This is a genomic window from Acidimicrobiales bacterium (assembly GCA_035294085.1).
Classification (GTDB): Bacteria; Actinomycetota; Acidimicrobiia; order Acidimicrobiales; family Bog-793; genus DATGLP01.
Map to the genome: position 1 here is coordinate 25,120 of DATGLP010000027.1, position 22,200 is coordinate 47,319.

The 22,200-nt window shown below is 74.1% G+C and carries 23 protein-coding genes; 9 read left to right on the forward strand and 14 right to left on the reverse strand.

The window, feature by feature from the left end; all coding sequences use genetic code 11:
- Positions 1–74: 74 nt before the first annotated feature.
- The 4 genes from VKV23_09905 to dnaA all read right to left on the reverse strand — a co-directional run bounded on the left by VKV23_09905 (position 75) and on the right by dnaA (position 4,233).
- Positions 75–434 (reverse strand): DUF721 domain-containing protein, encoded by a 360-nt coding sequence (locus tag VKV23_09905; protein HLI16350.1) that lies wholly within the window; start codon positions 432–434, stop codon positions 75–77.
- A complete protein-coding gene (recF, locus tag VKV23_09910; protein HLI16351.1) occupies positions 431–1,513 on the reverse strand; it encodes a DNA replication and repair protein RecF in 1,083 nt (360 codons plus the stop codon). Before recF ends, VKV23_09905 begins: the two co-directional genes overlap by 4 nt.
- Positions 1,510–2,631 carry a DNA polymerase III subunit beta gene (dnaN, locus tag VKV23_09915; protein ID HLI16352.1) on the reverse strand — a complete coding sequence of 374 codons (1,122 nt, stop codon included), beginning with the start codon at positions 2,629–2,631 and terminating at the stop codon, positions 1,510–1,512. The genes recF and dnaN overlap by 4 nt, the downstream gene beginning before the upstream one ends.
- 240 nt (positions 2,632–2,871) lie before the next feature.
- A complete protein-coding gene (gene dnaA, locus VKV23_09920; GenBank protein HLI16353.1) occupies positions 2,872–4,233 on the reverse strand; it encodes a chromosomal replication initiator protein DnaA in 1,362 nt (453 codons plus the stop codon).
- 165 nt (positions 4,234–4,398) lie between these two features.
- Here dnaA and rpmH point away from each other — a divergent pair, with 165 nt between their 5' ends.
- The 8 genes from rpmH (at position 4,399) to VKV23_09960 (ending at position 10,701) form a co-directional block, all read left to right on the forward strand.
- On the forward strand, positions 4,399–4,533 hold the full coding sequence (gene rpmH / locus VKV23_09925) for a 50S ribosomal protein L34 (protein ID HLI16354.1): 135 nt from the start codon (positions 4,399–4,401) through the stop codon (positions 4,531–4,533).
- Entirely contained in the window at positions 4,530–4,877 is a 348-nt protein-coding gene (gene rnpA, locus VKV23_09930; protein ID HLI16355.1) for a ribonuclease P protein component, read from the forward strand. The genes rpmH and rnpA overlap by 4 nt, the downstream gene beginning before the upstream one ends.
- Positions 4,874–5,104: a membrane protein insertion efficiency factor YidD gene (yidD, locus tag VKV23_09935; GenBank protein HLI16356.1), complete on the forward strand. Its 231-nt coding sequence runs from the start codon at positions 4,874–4,876 to the stop codon at positions 5,102–5,104. Before rnpA ends, yidD begins: the two co-directional genes overlap by 4 nt.
- Positions 5,105–5,119: 15 nt before the next feature.
- Complete coding sequence (locus VKV23_09940) at positions 5,120–6,223, forward strand: YidC/Oxa1 family membrane protein insertase (protein HLI16357.1); 1,104 nt, start codon at positions 5,120–5,122, stop codon at positions 6,221–6,223.
- 3 nt (positions 6,224–6,226) lie between these two features.
- Complete coding sequence (gene jag / locus VKV23_09945; GenBank protein HLI16358.1) at positions 6,227–7,150, forward strand: RNA-binding cell elongation regulator Jag/EloR; 924 nt, start codon at positions 6,227–6,229, stop codon at positions 7,148–7,150.
- 30 nt (positions 7,151–7,180) lie between these two features.
- On the forward strand, positions 7,181–7,816 hold the full coding sequence (locus VKV23_09950) for an RsmG family class I SAM-dependent methyltransferase (protein ID HLI16359.1): 636 nt from the start codon (positions 7,181–7,183) through the stop codon (positions 7,814–7,816).
- 1,231 nt (positions 7,817–9,047) lie between these two features.
- Entirely contained in the window at positions 9,048–9,794 is a 747-nt protein-coding gene (locus VKV23_09955) for an AAA family ATPase (GenBank protein HLI16360.1), read from the forward strand.
- Entirely contained in the window at positions 9,781–10,701 is a 921-nt protein-coding gene (locus VKV23_09960; protein ID HLI16361.1) for a ParB/RepB/Spo0J family partition protein, read from the forward strand. Before VKV23_09955 ends, VKV23_09960 begins: the two co-directional genes overlap by 14 nt.
- 185 nt (positions 10,702–10,886) lie before the next feature.
- Here VKV23_09960 and VKV23_09965 read toward each other — a convergent pair whose 3' ends face one another.
- The 10 genes from VKV23_09965 to VKV23_10010 form a co-directional block, all read right to left on the reverse strand.
- Positions 10,887–11,891, reverse strand: a complete 1,005-nt coding sequence (locus VKV23_09965) for a peptidoglycan-binding protein (GenBank protein ID HLI16362.1) — start codon at positions 11,889–11,891, stop codon at positions 10,887–10,889.
- 48 nt (positions 11,892–11,939) lie between these two features.
- The gene (gene trxA, locus VKV23_09970) at positions 11,940–12,263 is read right to left on the reverse strand and encodes a thioredoxin (protein HLI16363.1); all 324 of its coding nucleotides are present in this window, start codon (positions 12,261–12,263) and stop codon (positions 11,940–11,942) included.
- 50 nt (positions 12,264–12,313) lie between these two features.
- Positions 12,314–13,291, reverse strand: coding sequence for a thioredoxin-disulfide reductase (gene trxB / locus VKV23_09975; GenBank protein HLI16364.1), 978 nt, complete (start codon positions 13,289–13,291; stop codon positions 12,314–12,316).
- A complete protein-coding gene (locus VKV23_09980; GenBank protein ID HLI16365.1) occupies positions 13,284–13,601 on the reverse strand; it encodes a hypothetical protein in 318 nt (105 codons plus the stop codon). The genes trxB and VKV23_09980 overlap by 8 nt, the downstream gene beginning before the upstream one ends.
- A 44-nt stretch (positions 13,602–13,645) precedes the next feature.
- Positions 13,646–14,668: a signal peptidase I gene (locus VKV23_09985; GenBank protein HLI16366.1), complete on the reverse strand. Its 1,023-nt coding sequence runs from the start codon at positions 14,666–14,668 to the stop codon at positions 13,646–13,648.
- 15 nt (positions 14,669–14,683) lie between these two features.
- Entirely contained in the window at positions 14,684–15,520 is an 837-nt protein-coding gene (locus VKV23_09990) for a hypothetical protein (protein ID HLI16367.1), read from the reverse strand.
- A gap of 10 nt (positions 15,521–15,530) precedes the next feature.
- Positions 15,531–16,307: a hypothetical protein gene (locus VKV23_09995; protein HLI16368.1), complete on the reverse strand. Its 777-nt coding sequence runs from the start codon at positions 16,305–16,307 to the stop codon at positions 15,531–15,533.
- A 183-nt stretch (positions 16,308–16,490) separates the two neighbouring features.
- Positions 16,491–17,327: a DegV family protein gene (locus VKV23_10000; protein ID HLI16369.1), complete on the reverse strand. Its 837-nt coding sequence runs from the start codon at positions 17,325–17,327 to the stop codon at positions 16,491–16,493.
- The gene (gene murJ / locus VKV23_10005) at positions 17,293–18,969 is read right to left on the reverse strand and encodes a murein biosynthesis integral membrane protein MurJ (GenBank protein HLI16370.1); all 1,677 of its coding nucleotides are present in this window, start codon (positions 18,967–18,969) and stop codon (positions 17,293–17,295) included. Before murJ ends, VKV23_10000 begins: the two co-directional genes overlap by 35 nt.
- Positions 18,966–21,074, reverse strand: a complete 2,109-nt coding sequence (locus VKV23_10010; GenBank protein ID HLI16371.1) for a hypothetical protein — start codon at positions 21,072–21,074, stop codon at positions 18,966–18,968. The genes murJ and VKV23_10010 overlap by 4 nt, the downstream gene beginning before the upstream one ends.
- 85 nt (positions 21,075–21,159) lie before the next feature.
- Here VKV23_10010 and VKV23_10015 point away from each other — a divergent pair, with 85 nt between their 5' ends.
- Entirely contained in the window at positions 21,160–22,182 is a 1,023-nt protein-coding gene (locus tag VKV23_10015; GenBank protein HLI16372.1) for a histone deacetylase, read from the forward strand.
- Positions 22,183–22,200: the final 18 nt, after the last annotated feature.

Sequence of the window (22,200 nt, forward strand, 5' to 3'; positions counted from 1 at the left end):
TCCTCGGCTACAACGGCTCTGCGTGCCGGCGGGCCGCCCGCCCCGGCGTCGGCGGCTCGACGGGATCGACCTCGTCAGTCTAGGCCCGGTCGGGCCGCGACATGGACGTTCAGGTGCTGGACGACCTCGGTGCCGAGCCGTTCGTTGAGGGCCGCGCAGATGCCGGGGCCGAGGAACGCGAGCTGCGTCGCCCAGCTCGGGTGGTCCACGCTCACGGTGAGCTCGTCGCCGCGCAGCCGTCGAGGCGTGGCGTGGGCGGCGACCTGCGGCCCGACCACCTCGTACCAGCAGGACGCGATCTCCGCGAGGCGCTCGGCCCCGTCGAGGCCGGCGCCCGCGAGGTAGGCGCGCAGCGCGTCTCGGAGCGCCGTCGGTCCCGTGCTCGCCCCGCTCCTCGCGACCCCGGGGAACGCCCAGCCCGCGCCGGCGCTCACGTCCGGATCCTACCGTCGACGAGCCTCACCACGAGGGAGGGATCCGCCCCGGTCGGCAGCGGTCCCGCGGTCGTGAGGATCGCCTGGCCTGGGGGTAGCGCGGTGACGAGCGCGCGTGCGGTTCGGTCGTCGAGCTCGGAGAAGGCATCGTCGAGGAGCAGGACCGGCGCACTGCCGCGCGCCGCGGTCACGAGGTCGTGCGCCGCGAGGCGCAGCGCGAGCGTGAGGGCGCGCTGGCGGCCCTGTGACAGGCGGGTCCGCGCATCGAGGCCGCCGACACGCACCACGAGCTCGTCGCGGTGCGGGCCGAGGGTCGACACGCCGCGCCGCAGGTCCTCCGCACGTGCCCGGACGAGCGCGTCGGCCAGGCATCCCTCGTACGAGCGCTCGTAGGACAGCTCGAGCACCCCGAGGTCTGCGCCGGCGAGGCGGTCGAGCGCGGCCCCGACAGCCGGCTCGAGCGTCTTCGCGACCCGCTCGCGCTCGGCGGTGAGCGCCTCGCCGAGCTGCGCGAGCTGCGCATCCCAGACGTCGAGGCTCGCGAGCACCGCCGTCGAGGCCCGCCCGCCGGCCTGCTTCAGGAGATTGGCGCGCTGGCGCAGGGCCCGCTCGACGCGACGCCGCAGGTAGCCGAGCCGGCCGTCGCTCGCCTCGAGGAGGTCGTCGAGGAAGTCCCGGCGCCGCTCGGGTGGGCCCTTCACGAGCGCGAGGTCGTCGGGCGCGAACACCGTGACCTGGAACGCCGCAGCGAGATCGGCGCCGCGCACGACCCGCTGGCGATTCAGGAACGCCTGGTCATGACGGCCGGGGACGATCTCCACCTCGATGAGGGCTCGGCGTGGCGGAGGCGGCGCCTCGAGGCGCACGAAGGCTCGAGCCGCGCCGCTTCGCACGAGCGCGTCGCGCGGGCTCGATCGGAACGACCGGAGCGTCGACGCGTACGCGATCGCCTCGAGCAGGCTCGTCTTGCCGGCGCCGTTCTCACCGGCGACGACCGTGAGGCCGGCCCGAGCGGGGTGCAGCTTGGCCGCCTCCAGGTTCCGGAAGTCGGTGACCGCGACCCAGGAGATCTCGCTCAGGAAACCCTCACCGGCATGAGCAGGTAGCGGTAGTCGTCCTGCGAGCCGGCCCGCAGCGTGGCCGGCTTCGTGGCATCGATCACCTCGAGGAGGAGCTCGTCGCCTGGGACCGCCTCGACCCCGTCGAGGAGGTAGCCCGGGTTGAAGGCCACGGTGAGCTCCTCGCCGCGATACGCGCCGGCGACCCGCTCGCTGGCGCGCCCGCTCTCGGCCGTGAGGACGGTGAGCTCGACCCCGTCATCCGAGAACGTGAGCCGTACCGGGGTGCTCGCCTCCCGCGCGTCGCGCACCATCAGGCGCACCCGCCGCAGCGCCGCGCCGAACGCCTCCCGCTCCACCGTGAGCACGTTCGGGTACGAAGGCGGCAGCAGCCGTTCGTAGTCGGGGAACGGACCTTTGAGGAGGCGCGTCGTCAGCCGCACGTCCCCCACCTCGAAGACCGCGTCGAGGTCGCTGTAGCGCAGGACCACCGTCCCCTCGCCGTCCGGCTCGCCGGCGACGAGGCGCTGGATCTCCCCGAGCGCGCGCGCCGGCACCAGCACCTCCGAGCCAGCGCCGAGGGCACTCAACCCGACGAGGTCCCGGAACGCGAGCCGGTACGAGTCGGTCGCCACGAGGCGCAGCCCGCTCTCGGTCGCCACCATCAGCACCCCCGTGAGCTGCGGCGCGCGCGTGTCGTCGGTCAGCGCGGCACGCACCACCTGGCGCAAGCCCTCGGCGAAGCGAGCCGCGGGGAGGACGATCCCCTCCCCGCCGACGGAGCTGAGGCGCGTGATCTCCGCTCCGAGCGGGGAGCGCACCACGAACTCGGCTCGACCAGCCGCGAGACGGACCTCGTCCTCGCTCCCGACCACGCTCACCGCGCCCGGCTCGAGCGCTCGCACGATGTCGACGGCGAGGCGCGCCGGCACGAGGGCGCTGCCATCCGCCTCACCCGCGACCTCGGTCCTGACCTCGATGACGAGGTCGGGATCCGAGCCAGTCGCCTCGAGACGGTTGCCGCGGAGCGTGAGCTGGATGCTGGGCGTCCCGGCGATGCCGGCGGACCTCGGTGCGGCTGCCCGGCTCGCGGTGCTCAGCACCTCGAGAAGGCCGTCGCGTTCGGCGCGGAACTTCACCGGTCGTGCACTCCCTTCCTCGTCGGGTGTGATGCAGGTTCGCGGTAGCAGTAGGTGCTGGGGATTGTGGACGGAGCGGTATCCTCGCAGGTCGACGCGGCGGTCTCGACGCGCGCGTCGTCCCCGGCGCGCCCACAGACGCGCGTGGTGCCGCGAGGCTGCCTGTGGACGCGTCGGCGGAGGTCCACAGGAGCGCGTGCGCTGTCCACAGGAATCCCCGTTCGCCTTCCCCCGCGTGGCTCATTCGCCATTGCGGATGCGGACGATGAGGTCCGTCACCTGCTCGTAGACCTGCCGGCGCTCCTTCATCAGGCGGGCGATCTTCTCGACGGCGTGGATGACCGTCGTGTGGTCGCGCCCGCCGAACTCGCGGGCGATGGCGGGGTAGGAGAAGTCGGTGAGCTCCCGGAAGACGTACATGCCGATCTGGCGGGCGATGACGAGGGGACGTCGTCGGCTGGCGCTGCGCAGCTCGTCCACGCTGAAGCCGAAGTGCTCGGAGGTTGCCGTCAGGATGTGCTGCGCGGTGATCCGGCGGGGCTGGGGCCGAGCGACGAGGTCGGAGAGCACGGTCTCGGCGAGCTCGAGCGTGAGCGGCTGGCGGGTGAGGCTCGCGTAGGCGGTGACGCGGATGAGGGCGCCTTCGAGCTCGCGGATGTTGTCCTTGATGTTGCCGGCGATGAACTCGAGCACGTCGTCGGGCACGACGGCGCGCTCGTGAGCGGCCTTGGTGCGCAGGATCGCGATGCGCGTCTCGAGCTCCGGTGGCTGGATGTCGGCGATCAGCCCGGACAGGAAGCGGCTCCGCAGCCGGCTCTCCAGCGTGGCGATCGATCCTGGAGGGCGGTCGGAGGTGAGCACGAGCTGCTTCGAGGCCTCGTGCAGCGAGTTGAAGGTGTGGAAGAACTCCTCCTGGAGCGACTCCTTGCCCTCGAGGAACTGGATGTCGTCGATGAGCAGCACGTCGCAGTCCCGGTAGCGGCGCTTGAAGGCCCCCGTCGTGTTGTTCCGGATCGCCTCGACGAACTCGTTCATGAAGGTCTCCGTCGAGACGTAGCGGACGTGCAGGCGGGGGAAGTTGTCGATGACGTAGCTGCGGATCGCCTGGAGCAGGTGCGTCTTGCCGAGACCCGCGGCACCGATCAGGAAGAGGGGGTTGTAGGCACGCGCCGGCGCCTCCGCGACCGAGAGGGATGCCGCGTGCGCGAAGCGGTTCGAGGGGCCGATCACGAAGCTCTCGAACGTGTAGCGTCCCGGCGACGGCCGGTCCGTCGCCTCCGGCTCCGGGAGCGCGGCTTCGAGGGCGCCGGCTTGTCGCGCGAGCTCCGGCTCCGGCTGGCGCTCGACGTCGTCGGCGGTGACGACGTCGAAGCGGATCGGGATCGCGGTCCCTGCGGCATCGAGCACGGCGTCTCGCAGGAGTCCCGCGAAGCGGCTCTCGAGGCGCTCGCGCACGAGGTGGTTCGGCACGGCGAGGCGCAGCTCCCCGTTCACGAGGCCGAGTGGCTCGACGCCGACGAACCAGGTGCGCCACACCGCCTCGGAGACCTGGGACTGGATCGCGCCGGCGCAGTCGTCCCATAGCTGCTGAGCGTCGGTCACAGCACTGCGCCCTCCGTCAAAGTTCTCCACAGGAGGGTCCACATCTGTGGACTATGGGAACGATCCGCGGAGGTCAGCATCCTACAGCCCGCTACGGTGCTGTGCCGAGGTCCCGAGACCACGGGCGGAGCGCGCTAGGATGCGCCGTCTTCGCAAAGGGGCAGCATGAAGCGGACCTACCAGCCGAACACGAGGAAGCGCGCGAAGCGACACGGGTTCCGGCACCGGATGGCGACGCACGCCGGGCGGGCGATCCTGAAGGCCCGTCGGCGCCGCGGACGGGCGCGACTGTCTGCTTGAGTCCCCGCCCGGCAGCGGTCCGGGGGCACCGGGCCTTCCGTGCGCTCGCCCGCTCCCGCCGACGAGCTGCGAGCGGCCCGATCACGGTACACTTCGAACCGACCGGAGGCGCCGGCGGCGAGGTGCGCGTCGCGTTCGCGGTCGGCAGGAAGGTCGGTGGGGCCGTCGCCCGGAACCGCTGGCGGCGGCGCCTGCGCGCCATCGTCGCCGGGTGCTCGGCGGAGCTCCCCCCGGGTGACTACCTCATCGGCCTCGGGCCAGACGTCGCCTCGCTGAGCTTCGAGGAGCTGAGGGAGCAGGTGATCGACACGATGCGGAGAGCGAGCGGGAGGAGCGGACGGTGAGCGAGCCGCGACGGTGGCTGCGTGTCGCGCTCGTCGCGCTCGTACGCGCCTACCAGGTGGCCCGTGCCGGGCACCCGTCGCACTGTCGCTACGTCCCGTCGTGCTCCCAGTACGCGCTCGAGGCGCTCGAGGCGCACGGGGCGCTGCGCGGGTCCTCGCTCGCGCTCCGGCGCCTCCTGCGCTGCCACCCGCTCGGTGGACGGGGCTTCGACCCCGTGCCGGGCTAGGGCTAGGGGGACCTCGTGCTGCTCGCCTCGACGATCGGCCAGATCGCCCACCCGTTCTTCGTCGCCTTCGCCTGGCTGATCGCCGAGTTCTACGCCCTCATCCCGAACTACGCGGTCGCGATCGCGCTCCTCACGATCGCCGTCATGGTCGTCGTCTTCCCGATCAACCGCCGCGCGACGCGCTCGATGATGAAGATGCAGCTCCTCGCGCCGGAGATCCGCAAGCTGCAGGCGAAGTACAAGGCCCAGCCGGGAGCGACGGTCCAGGAGCGACAGGAGGCCCGTCAGCGCCTCAACGAGGAGCTCATGGCCCTCTACCGGGAGAACAACGTCAGCCCGACCGGGGGCTGCCTGCCGATGCTGCTGCAGTTCCCGATCTTCTGGATCCTGTACATGACGATCCGGGGCCTCACGCACGAGGGCGTGGGCAACAGGGTCCTCGCCCCCCTCTACATCGACAGGGGCACCCGCCTCTACCGCGACATCATCCAGCAGAACCTGCACACCGCCCACCCGCAGCTCAACGCCTTCGGCATCAACCTCGCCGACTCGGTGCGGACCTCGTGGCTGACCTGGGGCCAGAAGGTCCCCTTCATCATCCTCATCCTGCTCGCGATCGGGCTGCAGTACGTGCAGATGAAGCAGCTGAACGGCCGGAACCCGGCGGCGGCCCAGGCGAACCCGCAGATGCAGCAGATGCAGAAGATCTTCCCGGTGATCTTCGCGATCATCTACATCTCGATCCCCGCTGGGGTCAACGTGTACTTCATCGTCTCGAGCCTCTTCCGCATCGCCCAGCAGGAGTACATGTACCGGCGCGACCCGCACATCCGCGAGTCGCTCGCGCGGCTGCACGCGCGCGCCAGAGCCGACGGCAAGGTCGTGGACGCGAAGGTGCGGGTGCCGGCGGCATCGCGGGCGAAGGGCCTGTTCGGACGGGTGTTCGCGACGCCGGCGCTCGAGCCCGGCGAGAACGGGGGTGGACGGCCGCCGGCTCGGACCGCCGAGGCGCCGAAGAAGGGCGCCATCGCGCGCACGACCCCGGCAGGCGAGGGTCGGAGTCACCAGCGGCGCCCGCACCCGAGGGCCCAGGGGAAACGCCCCCGCAAGCCGAGGTAGGCGATGGAGTGGGTGGAGACGACCGGTTCGACGGTCGCCGCGGCGCTCGAGGCTGCGCTCGACGTGCTCGGGGTCGACGAGCACGATGCGGAGGTGGTCATCCTCGAGGAGCCGCGCACCGGGCTGTTCGGGCTGCGGCGTGGGGAGGCTCGTGTACGCGCCCGCGTGCGACCTTCCGCGCCACGGCCGAAGCGCCCCCAGCGCGGTCGGAGCGCGCGTGACCAGGGAGAGAGCCGCAGCCGGTCGGCTGGCGCCGGGACGCGCCGGCCGAGCGAGCGGGGCGTGCCGCCGCCCGGGCAGGGGGGATCCGCGAGCGGGGCGGCGGCGGGTGGTGCGGACCAGGCCCGACGAGCGCCGCGTCGGCGCGGCGGGCGTCGCGGCGGGGCTGCCGCGAGGGCACGTGTCGAAGCGAGGGGCGAGGAGGGGCAGATGACCGTCGAGCAGGAGGCGGAGCTCGTTGGCGCGTTCGTGCGGGGGGTCGTCGAGCGCTTCGGGTTCGACGCCACCACCTCCGTGCGCGTGGAGGACGACGCCGTCGCCGTGGAGGTGGACGGCGACGACCTCGGGCTGCTCATCGGCCCACGTGGCGCGACCCTCGACGCGCTGCAGGAGCTGGCTCGGACCGTCCTCCAGCGGCGTGGCGGCGAGCAGCGAGCGGCGAGGGTATCCGTCGACGTCGCAGGTTTCCGGGCGCGTCGAGCTGCGGCGCTCGCCGCCTTCGCCCGACGGGCGGCCGCCGAGGTCCTCGAGACGGGCGAGACGCAGGCGCTCGAGCCGATGTCGGCCGCGGACCGGAAGATCGTCCACGACGCCGTCAACCCGATCGAAGGGGTCGAGACCGCCTCCGAAGGCGTCGAGCCGGGCCGCTACGTCGTGATCCGACCCGCCGCGAGGCGAGCGGCCGGCGCCGGCGCGCCCTCGAGCTGACCGAGCCGCCGTGCCGGGTGCGGTGTCGCCGTGGCCGCGGTCCCCGACGCCATCGGGGTGAGCGAGGCGCTCCTCGACGTCCTCGCCGAGGCGCAGGCGCTCGGTGCCATCGGGCCGGCCTCTCTCGCCGACCACGTGGCGCATGCCGCCGCCTTCGCCGACCTCCTCGCCCGGGAGCCGTCGCGGCGGGTTCTCGACCTCGGCAGCGGCGGCGGCCTCCCCGGGCTCGTCGTCGCCGAGCTCCTCCCCGAGCGCGAGGTCGTGCTCCTCGAGGGCAGGAAGGGGCGGGCCGCCTTCCTCGCGCAGTCCATCCGCCGCCTCGAACTGGGCGAGCGAGTGCGCGTGCTTCCCGGGCGCGCCGAGGAGCTGGGGCACGACCGCCGCCTGCGGGCGAACTTCGAGGCCGTCGTGGCGCGAGGGTTCGGCGGGCCCGGCACCACGGCGGAGTGCGCGGCCGGGTTCCTCGCACCAGGCGGTCGTCTCGTCGTGTCCGAGCCACCGGGTGGGAGCGCCCGCTGGGAGGCTGCCGGCTGCAGCCGGCTCGGCCTTGCGCTCGAGGCAATCCACGAGGCGCCGTTCGCGTTCGCCGTCCTCCGGCAGGTGCGCGCCTGTCCTGGCGCCTTCCCTCGGCGCGTCGGCATCCCGGCGAAGCGGCCGCTGTTCTGACGGGAACGCACCGTCGAGGGGCCCCGTGGCGGAGGCGCCGAGGTGCGGTTCAGCCCGTGGTCCGATCAGCTCGGCGCGACGTGGCCGCGGGGACGGCGCGGCCCGGAACGACTCGAAGACTGGTCCGTGGGCCGTGCCCGCCGGCGACGCCGCACCGTCCGGTCGCCTCGTCGCCCGAGGTTCGCCGGCGGGCGCGTCCACAGGACGCGCCAGCGCCCGCGGTGCGGATCGGCGCGAGCCGCAGCATCAGGTGGTCACGGTGCGGACACGCGTCGCCGCGAGCGGCACCGGTGGAATCGCGAGCAGGACCGGGATCGAGCACCGACGCGGCGTCGCCTCGGTGCGCGCGGCGACCTGGCCGGCGTGATTCGTCGAGCGCCGGCCAGGTGCCTCCCGCTTCTAGCCGTGCCGTCGCACCAGGCCCGGTGGTCGCGGACGAGGGGCTCGTCCGACCAGCCGAAGCGGTCGGCCTCGGTAGCGGACGCTTCGCCTGGCCGTGGCCGGGCGGCGCCGGAGCGGCGGGCTCGCGAGGCGAGCGCGGGACGCCGCGCTCGGCGTCCGTCGGACCGGCCCGTCACGGGCGCGTGCGTCGGGGACCAGCAGGGCGACTCGTGTCGTGCGAGGATCTGCCTCGTGGGGCGACCTCGCGCTGGATCGGCCCAGTCTCGCGGCACGAGACCAGCTGTCGAGGCTCGGCGGAACGACTACCAGGCGACGGAGCGGCTCGAGATCCGAGGAGGTCGGGGCTCCTCCTCCGAGCGCCCTCGCCGCTCCCCTCCTGGCGCCGCTCGGGCGTCGGTCGCGGTGGCACCTGCTGCCTCCTCGACGCGGGGCACAGCCGGTGCTCGGGCGCGAGGGCCGCGTCCGAGCCAGTCGGGGGCCGGGCGGGTCGTCTGCTCGAGAACGTGCCCCAGTCCCGGCAGGAGGCGGGGTGGTGCGCCGGTGGCTGCGCCTGCGGTTCCACGTGGAACGCGCGCCATCAGCGGCGGCGTGGCGGCGGGGGTATGCTCACCGGGCGCCCGGCTCCGCGCGTGGCTCGACGGATCGGCCGGGAGGTTCCACGTGAAACGCCGGGTGCCCAGCCGTCGACGCGCGGCGCGGCAGGCAGGAGCGACATGGCGAGGTCGAGTCGGCGGTGAGCACCAGGCGGCGAGCTGACGTCGGTCACGCGGCGGCTGGAGCGAGCGTCCCAGGTGGCCCGCCCGGCCGGCCTCTGCCGCGGGTGCTCGCGGTGGCGAACCAGAAGGGCGGCGTCGGCAAGACCACCACGACGGTGAACCTCGGGGCCTCCCTCGCTGACCTCGGGTATCGCGTCCTCGTCGTCGACCTCGACCCCCAGGGGAACGCGACGACCGGCCTCGGCATCGAGGGGCGCAACTTCGACGTCTCCATGTACGACGTCCTCCTGCACGACGTGCCGCTCGAGGACTGCATCGAGCCGACGTCGATCAAGAACCTGTTCGTGGCGCCGGCGACGATCGACCTGGCTGGTGCGGAGATCGAGCTCGTCCCCGCCTTCTCGCGGGAGCTGCGGCTGCGCCGAGCGATGGAGCCGCTTCGCGCCGAGTTCTCCTACGTCCTCATCGACTGCCCGCCGTCCCTCGGCCTGCTCACCGTGAACGGGCTCGCTGCCGCCGGGGAGGTGCTCGTGCCGATCCAGTGCGAGTACTACGCGCTCGAGGGCCTCGGCCAGCTGCTGCGGAACGTGGAGCTGGTGCGCGCGAACCTCAACCCCGGGCTCGAGGTCACGACGATCGTCCTCACGATGTACGACGCCCGGACGAAGCTCGCGGACCAGGTCGTCCAGGAGGTGCGTGCGCACTTCGCCGGGGCCGTGTGCCGGACGGTCATCCCTCGCTCGGTCCGGATCTCCGAAGCACCCTCCTTCGGCGAGCCGGTGACCGTGCACGACCCCGGGTCGCGGGGCGCGATTGCCTATCGGGAGCTTGCCAAGGAGGTCAGCGGTGGCGCGGCGTAGCGGACTCGGACGGGGTCTCGGAGCCCTCATCCCGACGGAGGCGTCGGGACGTCCCGGCTCGGCGCTGCGCGAGATCCCCCTCTCGCAGATCGAGCCGAACCAGTTCCAGCCGCGCAAGCACTTCGACGAGGAGGCGCTGTCGTCCCTCGTCGACTCGATCCGCGCCGTCGGCGTCCTCCAGCCGGTCCTCGTGCGCCAGATCGACGAGGATGCCTTCGAGCTGATCGCGGGCGAGCGGCGGTGCCGAGCCGCCCGGCGCGCGGGGCTGCAGGTCATCCCGGCGCTCGTGCAGCAGGCGAGTGACGTCGCCAGCTTGGAGCAGGCGCTCGTCGAGAACCTCCACCGCGAGGACCTCAATCCGCTCGACGAGGCAGCTGCCTACCAGCAGCTGATCGAGGACTTCGGCCTCACCCACGAGCAGGTCGCGCAGCGGGTCGGGCGGAGTCGGGCCGCGGTGACGAACGCGCTGCGGCTCTTCCAGCTGCCTCCGTCCGTGCAGCGCTACGTCCAGGATGGCCGGCTGAGCGCCGGGCATGCCCGGGCGCTCCTGATGACGCCCGACCGCCAGCTCCAGGAGAAGCTCGCGCAGCAGGTGCTCGCCGACGGCCTCTCGGTGCGCGCCGTCGAGGAGCTGGTGCGCACGCTCGAACGGGAGGACCCGCCGGACGTGCCCGGTTCCTCGCCAGCCGCGAGCGCAGCCGGGCCGGCGCGGACGCTCGACAGGCGCGGGCTGCGGCCCCCGGGGGTGCTCGAGCTCGAGGAGCTCCTCGCCCAGCATCTCAACACGCGCGTCAGCGTGGAGATGGGGGCGAAGCGCGGCCGCATCGTCGTCGAGTTCGCCACCCTCGAGGACCTCGAGCGCATCTACCGCGCCATGGTCAGCGAGGCGCCCTCGGCCATCGGGTGACCCTCTCCCTCGAGCTGAGCGTGAGGCAGATCGCGACGTCGGCGGGAGCCACCTGCACCTGCGCCCGATCTGCCGTCTGAGCAGGGAGATCGGTGCGGCCAGCAGTTGCGGCCAGCAGTCCCGGGCCGGCTCATGCGCAGCTCGACGTTGATCCACAACCTCATGCACAGGTTGTGGATTGCTCGTCAGGCCAGGTCGGTGGTCACCCACCTGCTCAGGGCCTCGACGAGGGCCTGGCCGAGCTCGGCCGTGCGCTGTACGACGACCTCGGGCCGCCCGAGGCGCACCTCGATCGCCGGCATGCGCGTCTCGCGCAGGATGGGGCTCGCCATCCCCGTGACGCCGCCGTCGCCGAGGTCGAGCACCTTGGGCAGCCTCGACTGCGCGAGCTCGGCGAGCGAGCGGCTCACGAGCGACTCGTAGTGGAAGCCGCGGTAGTAGGCGGTGACGCAGTCGCCCGACTCGGGATCGAGCACCAGGCTGATGAAGCAGGCGACGCCCGCGGCGTTCGCCTCCGCCGCCTGGCGCGACGGGTCGAAGTGGTGGAAGGCCAGGCCGACCGCCCCGACGTCGCCGAGGGCCCTGCACACGGCGACGACCCCCTGGGGGAACCCGCCGGGCTCGCCGACGCCGACGCGTCGCCCCGCGAGGCCGCCCGCGCCGTCTCGCGCGACGCGCAGACGCTCGGCGAGTGGGCTGACGAGGTCGTGGCCGCCGGGGCGGGGCTCGAGGCGCCAGAGCTCCTCCAGCGTCCGGCGACCGCAGATGGCGTCGATCAGCAGCCCGGCGTTGCGCTGGAAGTCAGCGAGCGCCCGGGCGGTGTCGTCGCCGAAGATCCCGTCGATGCGGCCCGGGTCGAAGCCGAGGGCGCTCAGCCGCCGCTGCAGCTCGGCGACGTCGTCACCGCGCAGCATCGGGCTGCGGCGGTAGAGGAGGCGGTCACCGAGGCGGTAGCCGGCCTCGACCACCGCTTGCCAGGTGTCCCGGTCGCAGGTGCCGTGGTCCGGGAGGCCGCGCTGGCGCTGGAAGCGACGGACCGCCTCCTCGGTCGAGGCGCCGTAGTCCCCCGGGGGGTCGTCGCAGGTCGCGCCGAGGCCCGCGAGGCGGCGCTGGAGGTCCTCGACGGCTGGGCCCCGGTCCCCTCGCCGCAGCGGGAGCGCGGTGGCGCCGGGCGGGGACGTGCTGGGCACGCGCTCATGTTACGGGCGCGGCCATCGCGCCGCTCGGCCCGCGCGCGACTACAGGTGCGGCGAGATGTCGGCGAGGAGGGCGGACTTCGACTTCGCTCCGACGACGCGCACGACCGGCTCGCCGTCCTTGAACAGGATGAGGGTCGGGATGCTCAGCACCTCGAAGCGCTGGGCGGTCTTGATGCTGTCGTCGACGTTCAGCTTCGCTACCGTGAGCGCCCCGGCCTTCTCCTGGGCGATCTCGTCGAGGATCGGTGCCACCATTCGGCACGGCCCGCACCACTCCGCCCAGAAGTCGACGAGGACGGGCACCGGCGAGAGGCCGACGAGCTCGTCGAAGGTGTCGTCGGTGACGGTCAGCGCGCTGGACACGTTCCCTCCTTCTGGTCGCGCGTGGACGTCCTGGGCGCGTCCGCGCGCTGCTAGTGCTGCGACTCGAGGTAGCGCTCGACGTCGATGGCGGCCATGCAGCCCGAACCGGCAGCCGTGACCGCCTGGCGGTAGACGCGGTCCTGGACGTCGCCGCAGGCGAAGACGCCGGGCTTGCTCGTCTTCGTCCCGTCGTGGGTGAGGATGTAGCCACCCGCATCCATGTCGAGCTGGCCGGCGAACAGCCCGGTGCTCGGCGCGTGGCCGATGGCCACGAACAGGCCGGCCACCTCGACCTCGCGCGCCTGGCCCGTCACCGTGTCGTGCACCTTGAGTGCCCGGACCTTCTGCTCCCCGAGGACCTCGTCGACGACCGTGTCCCACAGGAACGAGATGCGCGGGTTGGAGAGCGCGCGGTCCTGCATGATCTTCGACGCGCGCAGCTCCTTGCGCCGGTGGATCACGAGGACCGAGCTCGCGAACTTCGAGAGGAAGATGGCCTCTTCGAGCGCGGAGTCGCCGCCGCCGACGACCGCGACCGGCAGGTTGCGGAAGAAGAAGCCGTCGCAGGTCGCGCACGTCGAGACGCCGTGGCCGAGCAGGCGCGCCTCGCCGGGCACTCCGAGCATGAGCGAGCGCGCCCCCGTGGCGACGATGAGGGCGCGCGCCCGCACGGCCGGCTCGGCGCTCGCCTCGCTGGTCCAGATTGCGAAGGGCCGCGAGCCGAGGTCGACTCGGGTCGCCCGCGCCGTCTCGATCTGCGCCCCGAAGCGCAGCGCCTGGCTGCGGAAGCTCGCCATCAGGTCGGGCCCCATCACGCCGTCGGGGAAGCCCGGGTAGTTCTCGACCTCCGTCGTGAGCATCAGCTGGCCGCCGGGCTGGTCGCTCGTCGACGAGGGCTCGCCTTCGAGCACGAGCGGGGCGAGGTCGGCCCGCGCGGTGTAGATCGCCGCGGTCAGGCCCGCCGGCCCCGACCCGATGATGACGACGTTGCGCAGCGCACCGTGCGCCCAGCTCTCCTCGTCAGCCACCGTCGCCCCTTCCCGTCCGCCTGCTCGCCCAGAGCAAGAACCCCCCGAGGGTCGCGAAGATTCCCGCCAGCACGAAGTCGGTGGCCCACACTCGCCCGGCGAACGCGTCGGCGTCGAGGAGCCGGACGACCCCGACCGTGAAGGCGACGGCCACCCCGATCGCCAAGGTCCCCGCGACGATGGCCGCCGCGAGGGCGCGTGCCGCGAAGAGGACGGGCCGGACCGAGCGGCCGCGCACGAGCTCGACGACGGACTCGAGCTGCGCGACGGCCCGGGCGGCCCAGTCGTCCCCCTCCGCTCGCTCGGTCACCGCCGGCATGCTCGCGAGGTTAGGGCACGCGCGCTGGCGGCAGCTCAGGCAGACGGCGTCATCGGCGCGACGTGGCCCGTCCAGCGCTCGCCGTCGAAGTAGCGCAGCTGCGGCTCGCCCGTGAAGTCCGGGTACCAGCCGGCCGGCGCGCCGCCCGCAGCCGAGCGCAGCTCCGCAGCCATCGCCTCGAGGTGCTCGGCGGCGAGCGCGAGCGCCTGGACAGCGGCCGTGTGGCTGCGCAGGTGCCCGGCGTACTCGCGCACCGCCTCGACGAGCTCGGCGAGCGAGCGCTCGATCTCGTCGCTGCGCCGGGTGCTCTCGCCGACCGCTGCAGCGAGCTCGGCGAGCGTCCCGGCGACGGAGGTGGTGCGCGCCGGGACGGGGGTGCCGGCGGCGCCGAGAGCCGGCTCGCCTGCCTCGCTCGCCCCGTCGCCGGGGTCGGCGCCTGCGGCAGGCCCGGCGAGCTCGGCGCGGACGCGCTCGGTCTCCTCGAGGAGGGCCTCGAGCAGCCGCGGCGTCGGGTTCTCCGCGCTGCGCTGCTCGAGCCAGGCGAGCAGGACGTAGACGAGGGCGACGAGCAGGACCGCGCCGAGGAAGATCTCCCCCTGGCGGCTGCGGAAGAAGAGGAGGAGGTAGCCCGCGTCGGGGACGACTCCGGTCTCGCGCCCGATGAGGTCGCTCGCCGGGGTCAGGAAGACGTCGGGCCCGGCGTTCGCGTCGCCCTTCGTCTGGAAGACGAGGCCCTGCCTCGTGCGCGTGACGCGCACGACGCGGTGGACGACCTCGGCCGGCAGCCCGTACTTCGAGCGGTCCTCGCTCGGGACGGCCACGGCGACGATCTCGCCGACCTTCACCGTGGCGGGGTTCACGCCGTGGAGCAGGACGAGGTCCCCGGTGCGCAGCACGGGCGCCATCGACTGGCCCTCGACCGGCACGACCGGCGGGTTGACGTGCCAGACGAGCGCGGCGCCGACGTAGGCGCCAGCCGCTGCGAGGGCGAGGGCGGGGATCGCCGACCAGGCGAGCACCACGGCGATGCGCCGGGCCCGGCCGAGTCGTCGCCTCACCCCAGGCCCTCCGGCTCAGCCGGTCGCGTTCGCCCGGACGAAGAAGCTGAGGCTCCCCGCCTGCGGCTGCTGGCCGTGGGGGTTGCCGCCCGGCGTCACGATCGACAGGCCGACGTAGAGCACGCGCTCGGCCAGGTTCGACGCGAGGTAGGACGGGTCGCAGGGGGTGTCCGCGTCGTTCGTCGTGTTCGCCGTGCACAGGACGCTGTCCCCGCTCGAGCTGAGGTCCTCCTTCGGGAGGAGGTAGCCGCCGAGGCGCGTCTTCGAGAGGAAGAGGGCGCCGGTGTACACCGTCGAGCTCCCGGTCGCGCTCGTGTCGAGGAGGGCGCAGTACGTGGCGCCGTCGGTCGGGTCGGTGAGGGTGACCGAGGTCGGCGAGTTCGTCACCGTGTAGCTCGTCGCCTGGTTGCACGCCCCGGTGTGCACGTCGTGGTAGAGGCCGATCGACAGCTGGGCGTTCGGGTTGTTGAGGACCCTGCCGGCGTCGTTCGGGTCGAGCCAGTCGACGCTCACCTTCAGGTGGTTCGCCGTCGACGCCGCCGTCGTCACCTTCGCGAGGAGGATCCCCACCTGCTTCAGCGCCTGACCGGTCCGGCGCTGGATCGTGCCGGCGACGGGCGTCACCTGGGCCGCGGCGGTGCTCGAGGGGGCGCCGGCGGGCGGGCTGATCGAGGTCGTCGTCGAGCCGGTGGCCCCGAGGTAGAAGAGCGAGCCGCTCACGAGGGCCGCGAGCGCGACGGCGCTCGCGGCGAGCGCCTTGCGGTGGGCGACGATCCCGCCGCGGCGCGCGGCGGCCGGCGACGCGGCCGTGTGCGGCGCTGGCCGGGTGGCGGTGGCAGGCGCGCTCGTCATCGTGCGCGTCCTAGTAGGCCTGCGCCGTGAAGTAGAAGGCCGGGCTCAGCGAGGCCGTGGCGCTCGAGGTCGTCGCGGTGCAGTAGTAGGCGCCGCCGGTCTCCATCGTGATGTCGTAGTAGGCGCCCGGCGGCAGGTTGAAGCTCACCACCCCGGAGTCGTTCGTGAGGTACGTGACCGAGGTGAGGACGTTCGGCGCCGAGCCGGTGCCGTTCGCCGGCTGCCAGTTGCAGCCGGCCGTCGCTGAGCAGGCGCCGGTGAGCGGCGCGCTGCCCGCGCCCGAGGTCGAGGCGTAGTAGACGTTGACCGGGAAGGCGAAGGAGCTGTAGTCGGACTGCAGCGCGGCGAGGTTCGTCACGTAGACGTCGACGAGCAGCCCGTCGGTGACCGAGGTGGCGTCGATGATCGCGAGGTCGCCCGGCGTCGTCACCGAGCCGGCCGTGTTGGCGACGGGGCTCCAGCTCGGCAGCTGGGCCGTCACGCTCCCCCCGGAGCCGACCGAGCCGCCGTACTTCGTCGAGGTCACGTTCGCCGGCACGGCGGTGGCGTTCGCCCCGGCGACGGCGGGGAAGACGTAGTTCGTGCTCGAGCTGCCGGCGCTCACCGAGAGCTGCGTCGTGCCGGTCGCCCCGAGGAAGGACACGCCCATGCTGGCGCCGAGGACGGCGAGGACGGCCACCCCGAGGGCGAGGAAGCGCCGGCGCAGCGCGCTGCGCCGGCGGGTGCCGGCGAGGAGGTAGGCTCGGCTGGCGCTCGCCGGCAAGGTCGTGCCCGGTCGCTCGTCCATCGTCGCTCGCGTCTCCGTCCTGTCCGGTTGCCGCTCGGCATTTGTCCGCCTCGAGCATTTTCCTTTCAGGCGATGCTACGGGCTTCGGGCTCGGACAGCACGTCGTGCAGCGAGACATGCCGATGCGCAACGTGGTGGAGCGCGCGCGCTCGGTGGCTACGCCTCGGCACGGCCGGCGCGCGCTCAGGCGCGCTGGGCGCAGACGCCGATCGTCCCCGGGCCGGTGTGCGCGCCGACCACCGGACCGATCCACGAGACGATCGTCTCGGTGCTCGGGTGGAGCGGCTCGAGCAGCGCCAGCATCGCGTCGAGGTCGTCGGCTGCGGCGTGCACGACGGCGAGGCGCTTCAGGGGGCCGAGGCCGGCCACCTTGTCCGCGAGGTAGCGCAGCGAGCGCGCCCGGGTGCGCTGGCGGGACTCCGCCTCGACCACCCCGTCGCGCACCTCGATGACCGGCTTGATCGACAGCAGCGAGCCGACGAGCGCCTGCGCCGTGCCGATCCGTCCTCCCCGGCGGAGGTTCTCGAGCGTGTCGAGCGTCCCGACGACCGCGACGTCCTCGAGCGCGGCGCGCACGGCGTGCGCGACGGCGCCGAGGGGCTCGCCCGCCTCCGCCCGCTCGGCCGCCTCGAGCACGAGCAGGCCCTCGCCCATCGTCACCGAGCGCGAGTCGACGACCTCCACGGCGAGCGTGGCGCGCGCCTCGCGCGCGCCCGCGACGGCGGCCTCGTAGGTGGCCGACAGGCGCGACGAGAGCGTCACGCACACGACGCCGTCGTACCCGGCCTCGGCTGCCGCGACGAAGGCGTCGCGAAACGCCCCCGGGGAAGGCGCCGCGGTCTCGGCGAGCGCGCCCGAGCTGGCGCTGAGGCGCCAGAACGCCTCGGGGGAGAGCGCGTCGTCGCGCAGCGCGTCGTGCCCGGCGAGGCGCACCTCGAGGGGGACGACGCCGATCCTGTGCTTCGCGACGAGCTCGGCGGGCAGGTCAGCCGCCCCGTCGGTGACGATTGCGATCGCCACGAGCCCCCCTCGTTCCGCTCGGTGTGTGCCGGGAAGTCTGCCAGCTGGCGAGCGACCCCGCTACGCCCGCGCCGCCGAGGTACACGGCGGCGCCGACCGCGACCTCGAGCACGAGCGCGAGCCAGCCCCACGCCCCCCCGCCGGCGCCGAGCAGCGCCGAGACGAGCGCGACCGCGAACGCCATCAGCAGGCTCAAGGCGGCCGAGCGCGCCGTTGCGGCGAGGAGGCGCCGGCCGCCGATCGTGCCGAGGCGCTCGCGCAGGACCGCGAGGGCGGCCCCGGCGCCGACCGTGTAGGCGATCGAGTAGGCGAGGGCGAGGCCGCGCGCGCCGAGCGGGTGGTAGAGGAGGGCCGCGGCGAGCAGGTTCGTCCCGTTCTCGAGCACGTACAGGACGAAGGCGGTACGCGTGTCGCGCATCGCCTGCAGGGCGCGCACGGCGAGGAAGAAGGTGCAGAACCCGGGCAGGCCGAGGGCGAACATGGCGAGCACCGACGCCGTGAGCCGGGCACTCGCTGCCCCGAAGGCGCCGTGCTCCAAGGTGAGGGTCACGATCGGCCGTGCCAGCACGAGGTAGCCCACGGCGGCGGGGAGCACGAACGCGAGCGTCTGGCGCAGCGCGACCCCGAGGCGCCGCCCCACCGCGTCGAGACGTCCGGCGGTGTGCAGCCGGGCGAGGTCGGGCGACGCGACGTTGATCACCGAGACGGCGACGACGGCGAAGGGCAGCTGGAAGAAGGTGAAGCCGTAGGTGTAGGCGGTGACGTTGCTCGTCCCCAGGTGGAACTCCATCGCGAGCACGACGAAGAGGGCGACCTGGTTCGCCACGACGAAGCCGAAGGTCCAGCCGGACAGCGCGACGATGGCGCGCACCGCCGGGTCGCGCGGCCGCCAGCGGAACGAGACGCGCACCTTCGCGCGGCGCAGCGCGGGGACGAGGGCGAGGGCCTGCAGCGCCACCCCCGCGGTCGTGCCGACCCCGAGGAAGGCGATGAGCGCACGGTCGTGGAGCACCGCCCCGCTCTCGACGGCCCGGCGCCCGGCGAGGGCGGCGAAGACGGCGAGCACCACGATGGCGACGACGTTGTTGACGACGGGGGCGAAGCCGACCGCCCCGAAGCGGTCCTTCGTCGCGAGCAGCGCCGAGGCGATGCTGATCGCGCCGTAGAAGAGCAGCTGGGGGGCGAAGAGCCGGAGCAGCGTGACGGCGATGGCGTGCTCGGTCGGCGTCGCCCTGCCGAGGGTGAGGAGGTCGATGATCGCCGGGGCCCCGAGCACGAGGAGCACCGTCGCGGCGACGAGGACCGTGCCGGCCAGCGTCACGACCGCCGACATCGACGCCTCCGCCTGGCGCAGCGGGCGGGTGGCGAGCTGGTCGACGAAGACCGGCACGAACGTGGCCGCCAGGACCCCACCGAGCACGAGGTCGTGCACCATGTTCGGGGTGTTGTTGGCGAGGTTGAAGGCGTCGGCGAGCCGCAGGCCGCCGAGGGCGTAGGCCGCGACGACGAGGCGCACGAGGCCGGTAGCCCGCGACAGCAGCGTCCCGAGGCCGGTCCCGACCGAGGCGCGCGCGAGGCGCGCCCGTCGTCGGCTCGCTCGCTCGAGGCGGGCTGCGGCCGGCGGGGCGCTGCCGCCGCTCACGCCGGGGGCGCCGGCTCGCGCCCGACGGCGGACCGCCGCCGGTGGCGGAGCACCGAGCGCCACCACCAGGCCGCGAGCACGAGGAGGGCTCCGAGCGAGAGCGCGATGACGGCGCCCGAGATCGCCGTCGAGCGGACGTTGAAGGTCGTCTTGAGGAGGATCGCGTGGCCGAGCGGCGTGAGGACCACGACGTCGAGCGGGAAGACGCCCGAGGTCCGGGCCGTGACCCGGAAGGAGAAGCCGTTGTCCTTCGGCCGGAGCACGACCGTGCGGGCGAAGCCGTCGGGGAAGGCCAGTCTGCTCGAGCGCACCTCGAGGAGGGCGTGGAGCGAAGGGACCGAACGAGGCAGGTCCGCGACGAGGGTGAGGGGCACCTTGGCGCTCGGCGCCGTGAGCGTCACCGTGCGCGCTCCCCCGGCGATGGAGACCCAGCTGCGCAGCTCGTCGAAGGCCTCCGCGGGCGCCGAGAGGTAGCGCCGGCGCTCGGGCGCCGAGATGCCTGCCGACTCGGCGAGGTAGATGGCGTCGCTGAGGTCCTGGCGCAGCGGCAGCTCGCGTCGGTCGGCGAGCACGGACGCGACGATGGCGGCCTCGGCCCGGGCGCGCGCGACGGCGGCACGCGTCGCACCGGGAGGCCCGGCGCGCGCGGCGGCGAGGGTGGCCGAGAGGGGTCCGCCGTTCGCCCCCGGCAGCACGTCGTTGAAGGCGTCGGCGAGCGTGACCGCGCTGACCGTCGCACCGGGCGTCCCCGGCGCGAGCGCGTGCAGGATGGTGCCGAGGAAGGCCGTGCTGCCGCCCCACGTCGTCGGGGTGACCACGACGGCGCGCCCCTGCGCGGCCGCTGGCTCGTCGAAGTAGATCTGGGCGAGCTCGGCGAGGAAGCGGTGGGCCTCGAGGACCGGGTCGTCGCCGGCGCGCGAGAAGTAGCTCGCGAGCTCGGGGTCGGCGCCGAAGGCGTCGGTCGAGGCCGGTGGCGTCGAGCCGGACGCGAGGGCGACCGGGGCCGTCGGCGTCTGCGGTCCCCACTGCGCGGCGAGGTTCGACGCGGGCACCACGAGGTCGTGGACGCCGGAATGGTCGAGGAGGGCGAGGGCGGCCGCGTCGAGCGCCGTGTACGACACGTAGGGGCTCGGCGCCGGGCGCGTCCCGAGGAGGGCGGCGTCGACCTGCTCCCCGCGGCGGAGCTGGTCCGCCCACTGCGCGCCGAGGCCCGCGGCGGCGAGCGAGGCCAGCCCGACGGGCGCGAAGGGGGTGCCGAGGACCTCGAGGTTCGGCGAGCCGCCCGTGAGGAGGCGTTGCAGGGCGGCGAGCGCGCGGCGGGCCACGGCCGTGCGCGTGCGGGAGAGCGCGAGGAGCGCCTGCGGGTAGACCTCGAGGGTGGCGGGGGTGCTCGGGTTCGCGGCGACGACCTGCGCGAGGTGCTCGATCGAGGCCGTCGCGGTCGGGCCGAGCGTCGGCGCGCCCGTCGCGTCGAGGAGCGGGCGCAGCCCGACGGGCAGGACGATGGCGACCTCGAGCGGGCGGCCACCCTCGTCGGCGACGTAGACGAGGTGCGTCGTGAACGCGGCGAGCGGGGAGGCCAGCGGATCGGGCGCGGCGCGGTCGAGCAGGACGACGCGCAGGGGGTAGACGCCGTCGCAGCGGGTCGTGCACTCCAGGCCGAGCACCGGTGTGCGACCTGCCGCTGCGGGGGGCGTGGACCCGGTCACGACCCTGAGGTGCAGCAGCACGTTCGCCGTCCGCCTGCCTCGTGCGGCGAGCTCGGCGAGGGGCACGGGCGGCGGTGCGGCGAGCGGGAGGGTGCTCGGCGTCCCCTCGAGCGACTCCTGGAAGGCGGTGCGGTTGGGGAGCTGGGGGTAGAGCACCACCTTGAGCGCGAGGCGCGACAGCGGCAGCGGGGACGCGACGCGCAGCCCGAGCACCATCGTGCTGCCCCGGACCCAGGTGGTCTGGCTCGTGAGCTCGAGCGACGACGTGCCCGACGCCGCCTCGGCGGGCGTCGCCGGGGCGAGGAGGACGGCGGCGGTAAGGAGCGCCGCGGGGAGGGCGGCGAGCAGGCGCCGGGCCGGTGACGGCGGGGGCGAGGGTCGCGGGCACGACGCCACGGGTAGGGCTGACCTCCGTTCGGTGCCTGGTCGCAGGCAGCCTAGGGCGCACGGCGGGCGGGCATGGTGCCGGTAGGGTCGTCGGGTGATCCTGTTCGCCGAGCACCCGGCCTTCGAGGGGCACGACCCGGGATCCGGCCACCCCGAGGCGCCGGCGCGGCTCGCCGCGCTGCGCCAGGGGCTCGCGACCGCGGGCCTCGAGGGTGCGCTCCGGCGCTTCGACCCGCGCCGGGCGACGCGCGGCGAGCTCGCCCGCGTGCACGACGAGGGCTACGTCGCGCGCCTCGAGCAGGTGTGCCTGGCGGGTGGCGGGCAGCTCGACCCGGACACGGCGGTCGGCGAGGCGTCCTTCGACGCCGCGCTGCGCGCGGCGGGGGCCGGGCTCGAGGCCGCCGAGCGCCTACGCCGGGGCGAGGCGGACGCTGCCTTCCTCGCGCTGCGCCCGCCCGGCCACCACGCGCTCGCCGGTCGGGCGATGGGCTTCTGCCTGCTCAACAACGTCGCCGTCACGGCGGCGGCGCTCGCGGCAGGCGGCGAGCGCGTCCTCATCGTCGACTGGGACGCCCACCACGGCAACGGCACCCAGGCCGCCTTCTACGACCGGGGGGAGGTGTGCTACGTCTCGCTCCACCAGTCCCCGCTCTACCCGGGCACCGGTCGCCTCGAGGAGGTCGGGGCCGGGGCGGGGACGGGCGCGACCGCCAACGTGCCCCTCCCCCCTCGCTCCTCGGGCGACGCCTACCGGCGAGCCGTCGACGAGGTCGTCGTCCCCCTGGCCGAGCGCTTCCGGCCCGACTGGCTCCTCGTGTCGGCCGGCTACGACGCCCACCGGGCCGATCCCCTCACCGACCTCGGCCTGAGCGCCGGCGACTTCGCCGACCTCACGGAGCGGGTGCTGCCGCTCGCGGCGCCGGGGCGGCGCATCTTCTTCCTCGAGGGCGGCTACGACCTCGCCGCGCTGGCGGCGAGCGCTGCGGCGACGGTCGCCGTCCTCGCCGGCACCTCCTACCGTCCGGAGCCGGCGACCGGCGGCTCGCCGGCCGACGAGCCGGCGCGGCGCGTCATCGCGGCCGCGGCGGCGCTCCACGGCCATCGCGACGCGCCCTGAGCGGGGGGCGTCCGGGGG

Bases quoted from the DNA above. Each gene is read 5' to 3' on its own strand.
- VKV23_09995 (HLI16368.1), bottom strand. From the start codon at position 16,307: ATGGACGAGCGACCGGGCACGACCTTGCCGGCGAGCGCCAGCCGAGCC.
- VKV23_09990 (HLI16367.1), bottom strand. From the start codon at position 15,520: ATGACGAGCGCGCCTGCCACCGCCACCCGGCCAGCGCCGCACACGGCC.
- jag (HLI16358.1), top strand. From the start codon at position 6,227: ATGGAGTGGGTGGAGACGACCGGTTCGACGGTCGCCGCGGCGCTCGAG.
- rpmH (HLI16354.1), top strand. From the start codon at position 4,399: ATGAAGCGGACCTACCAGCCGAACACGAGGAAGCGCGCGAAGCGACAC.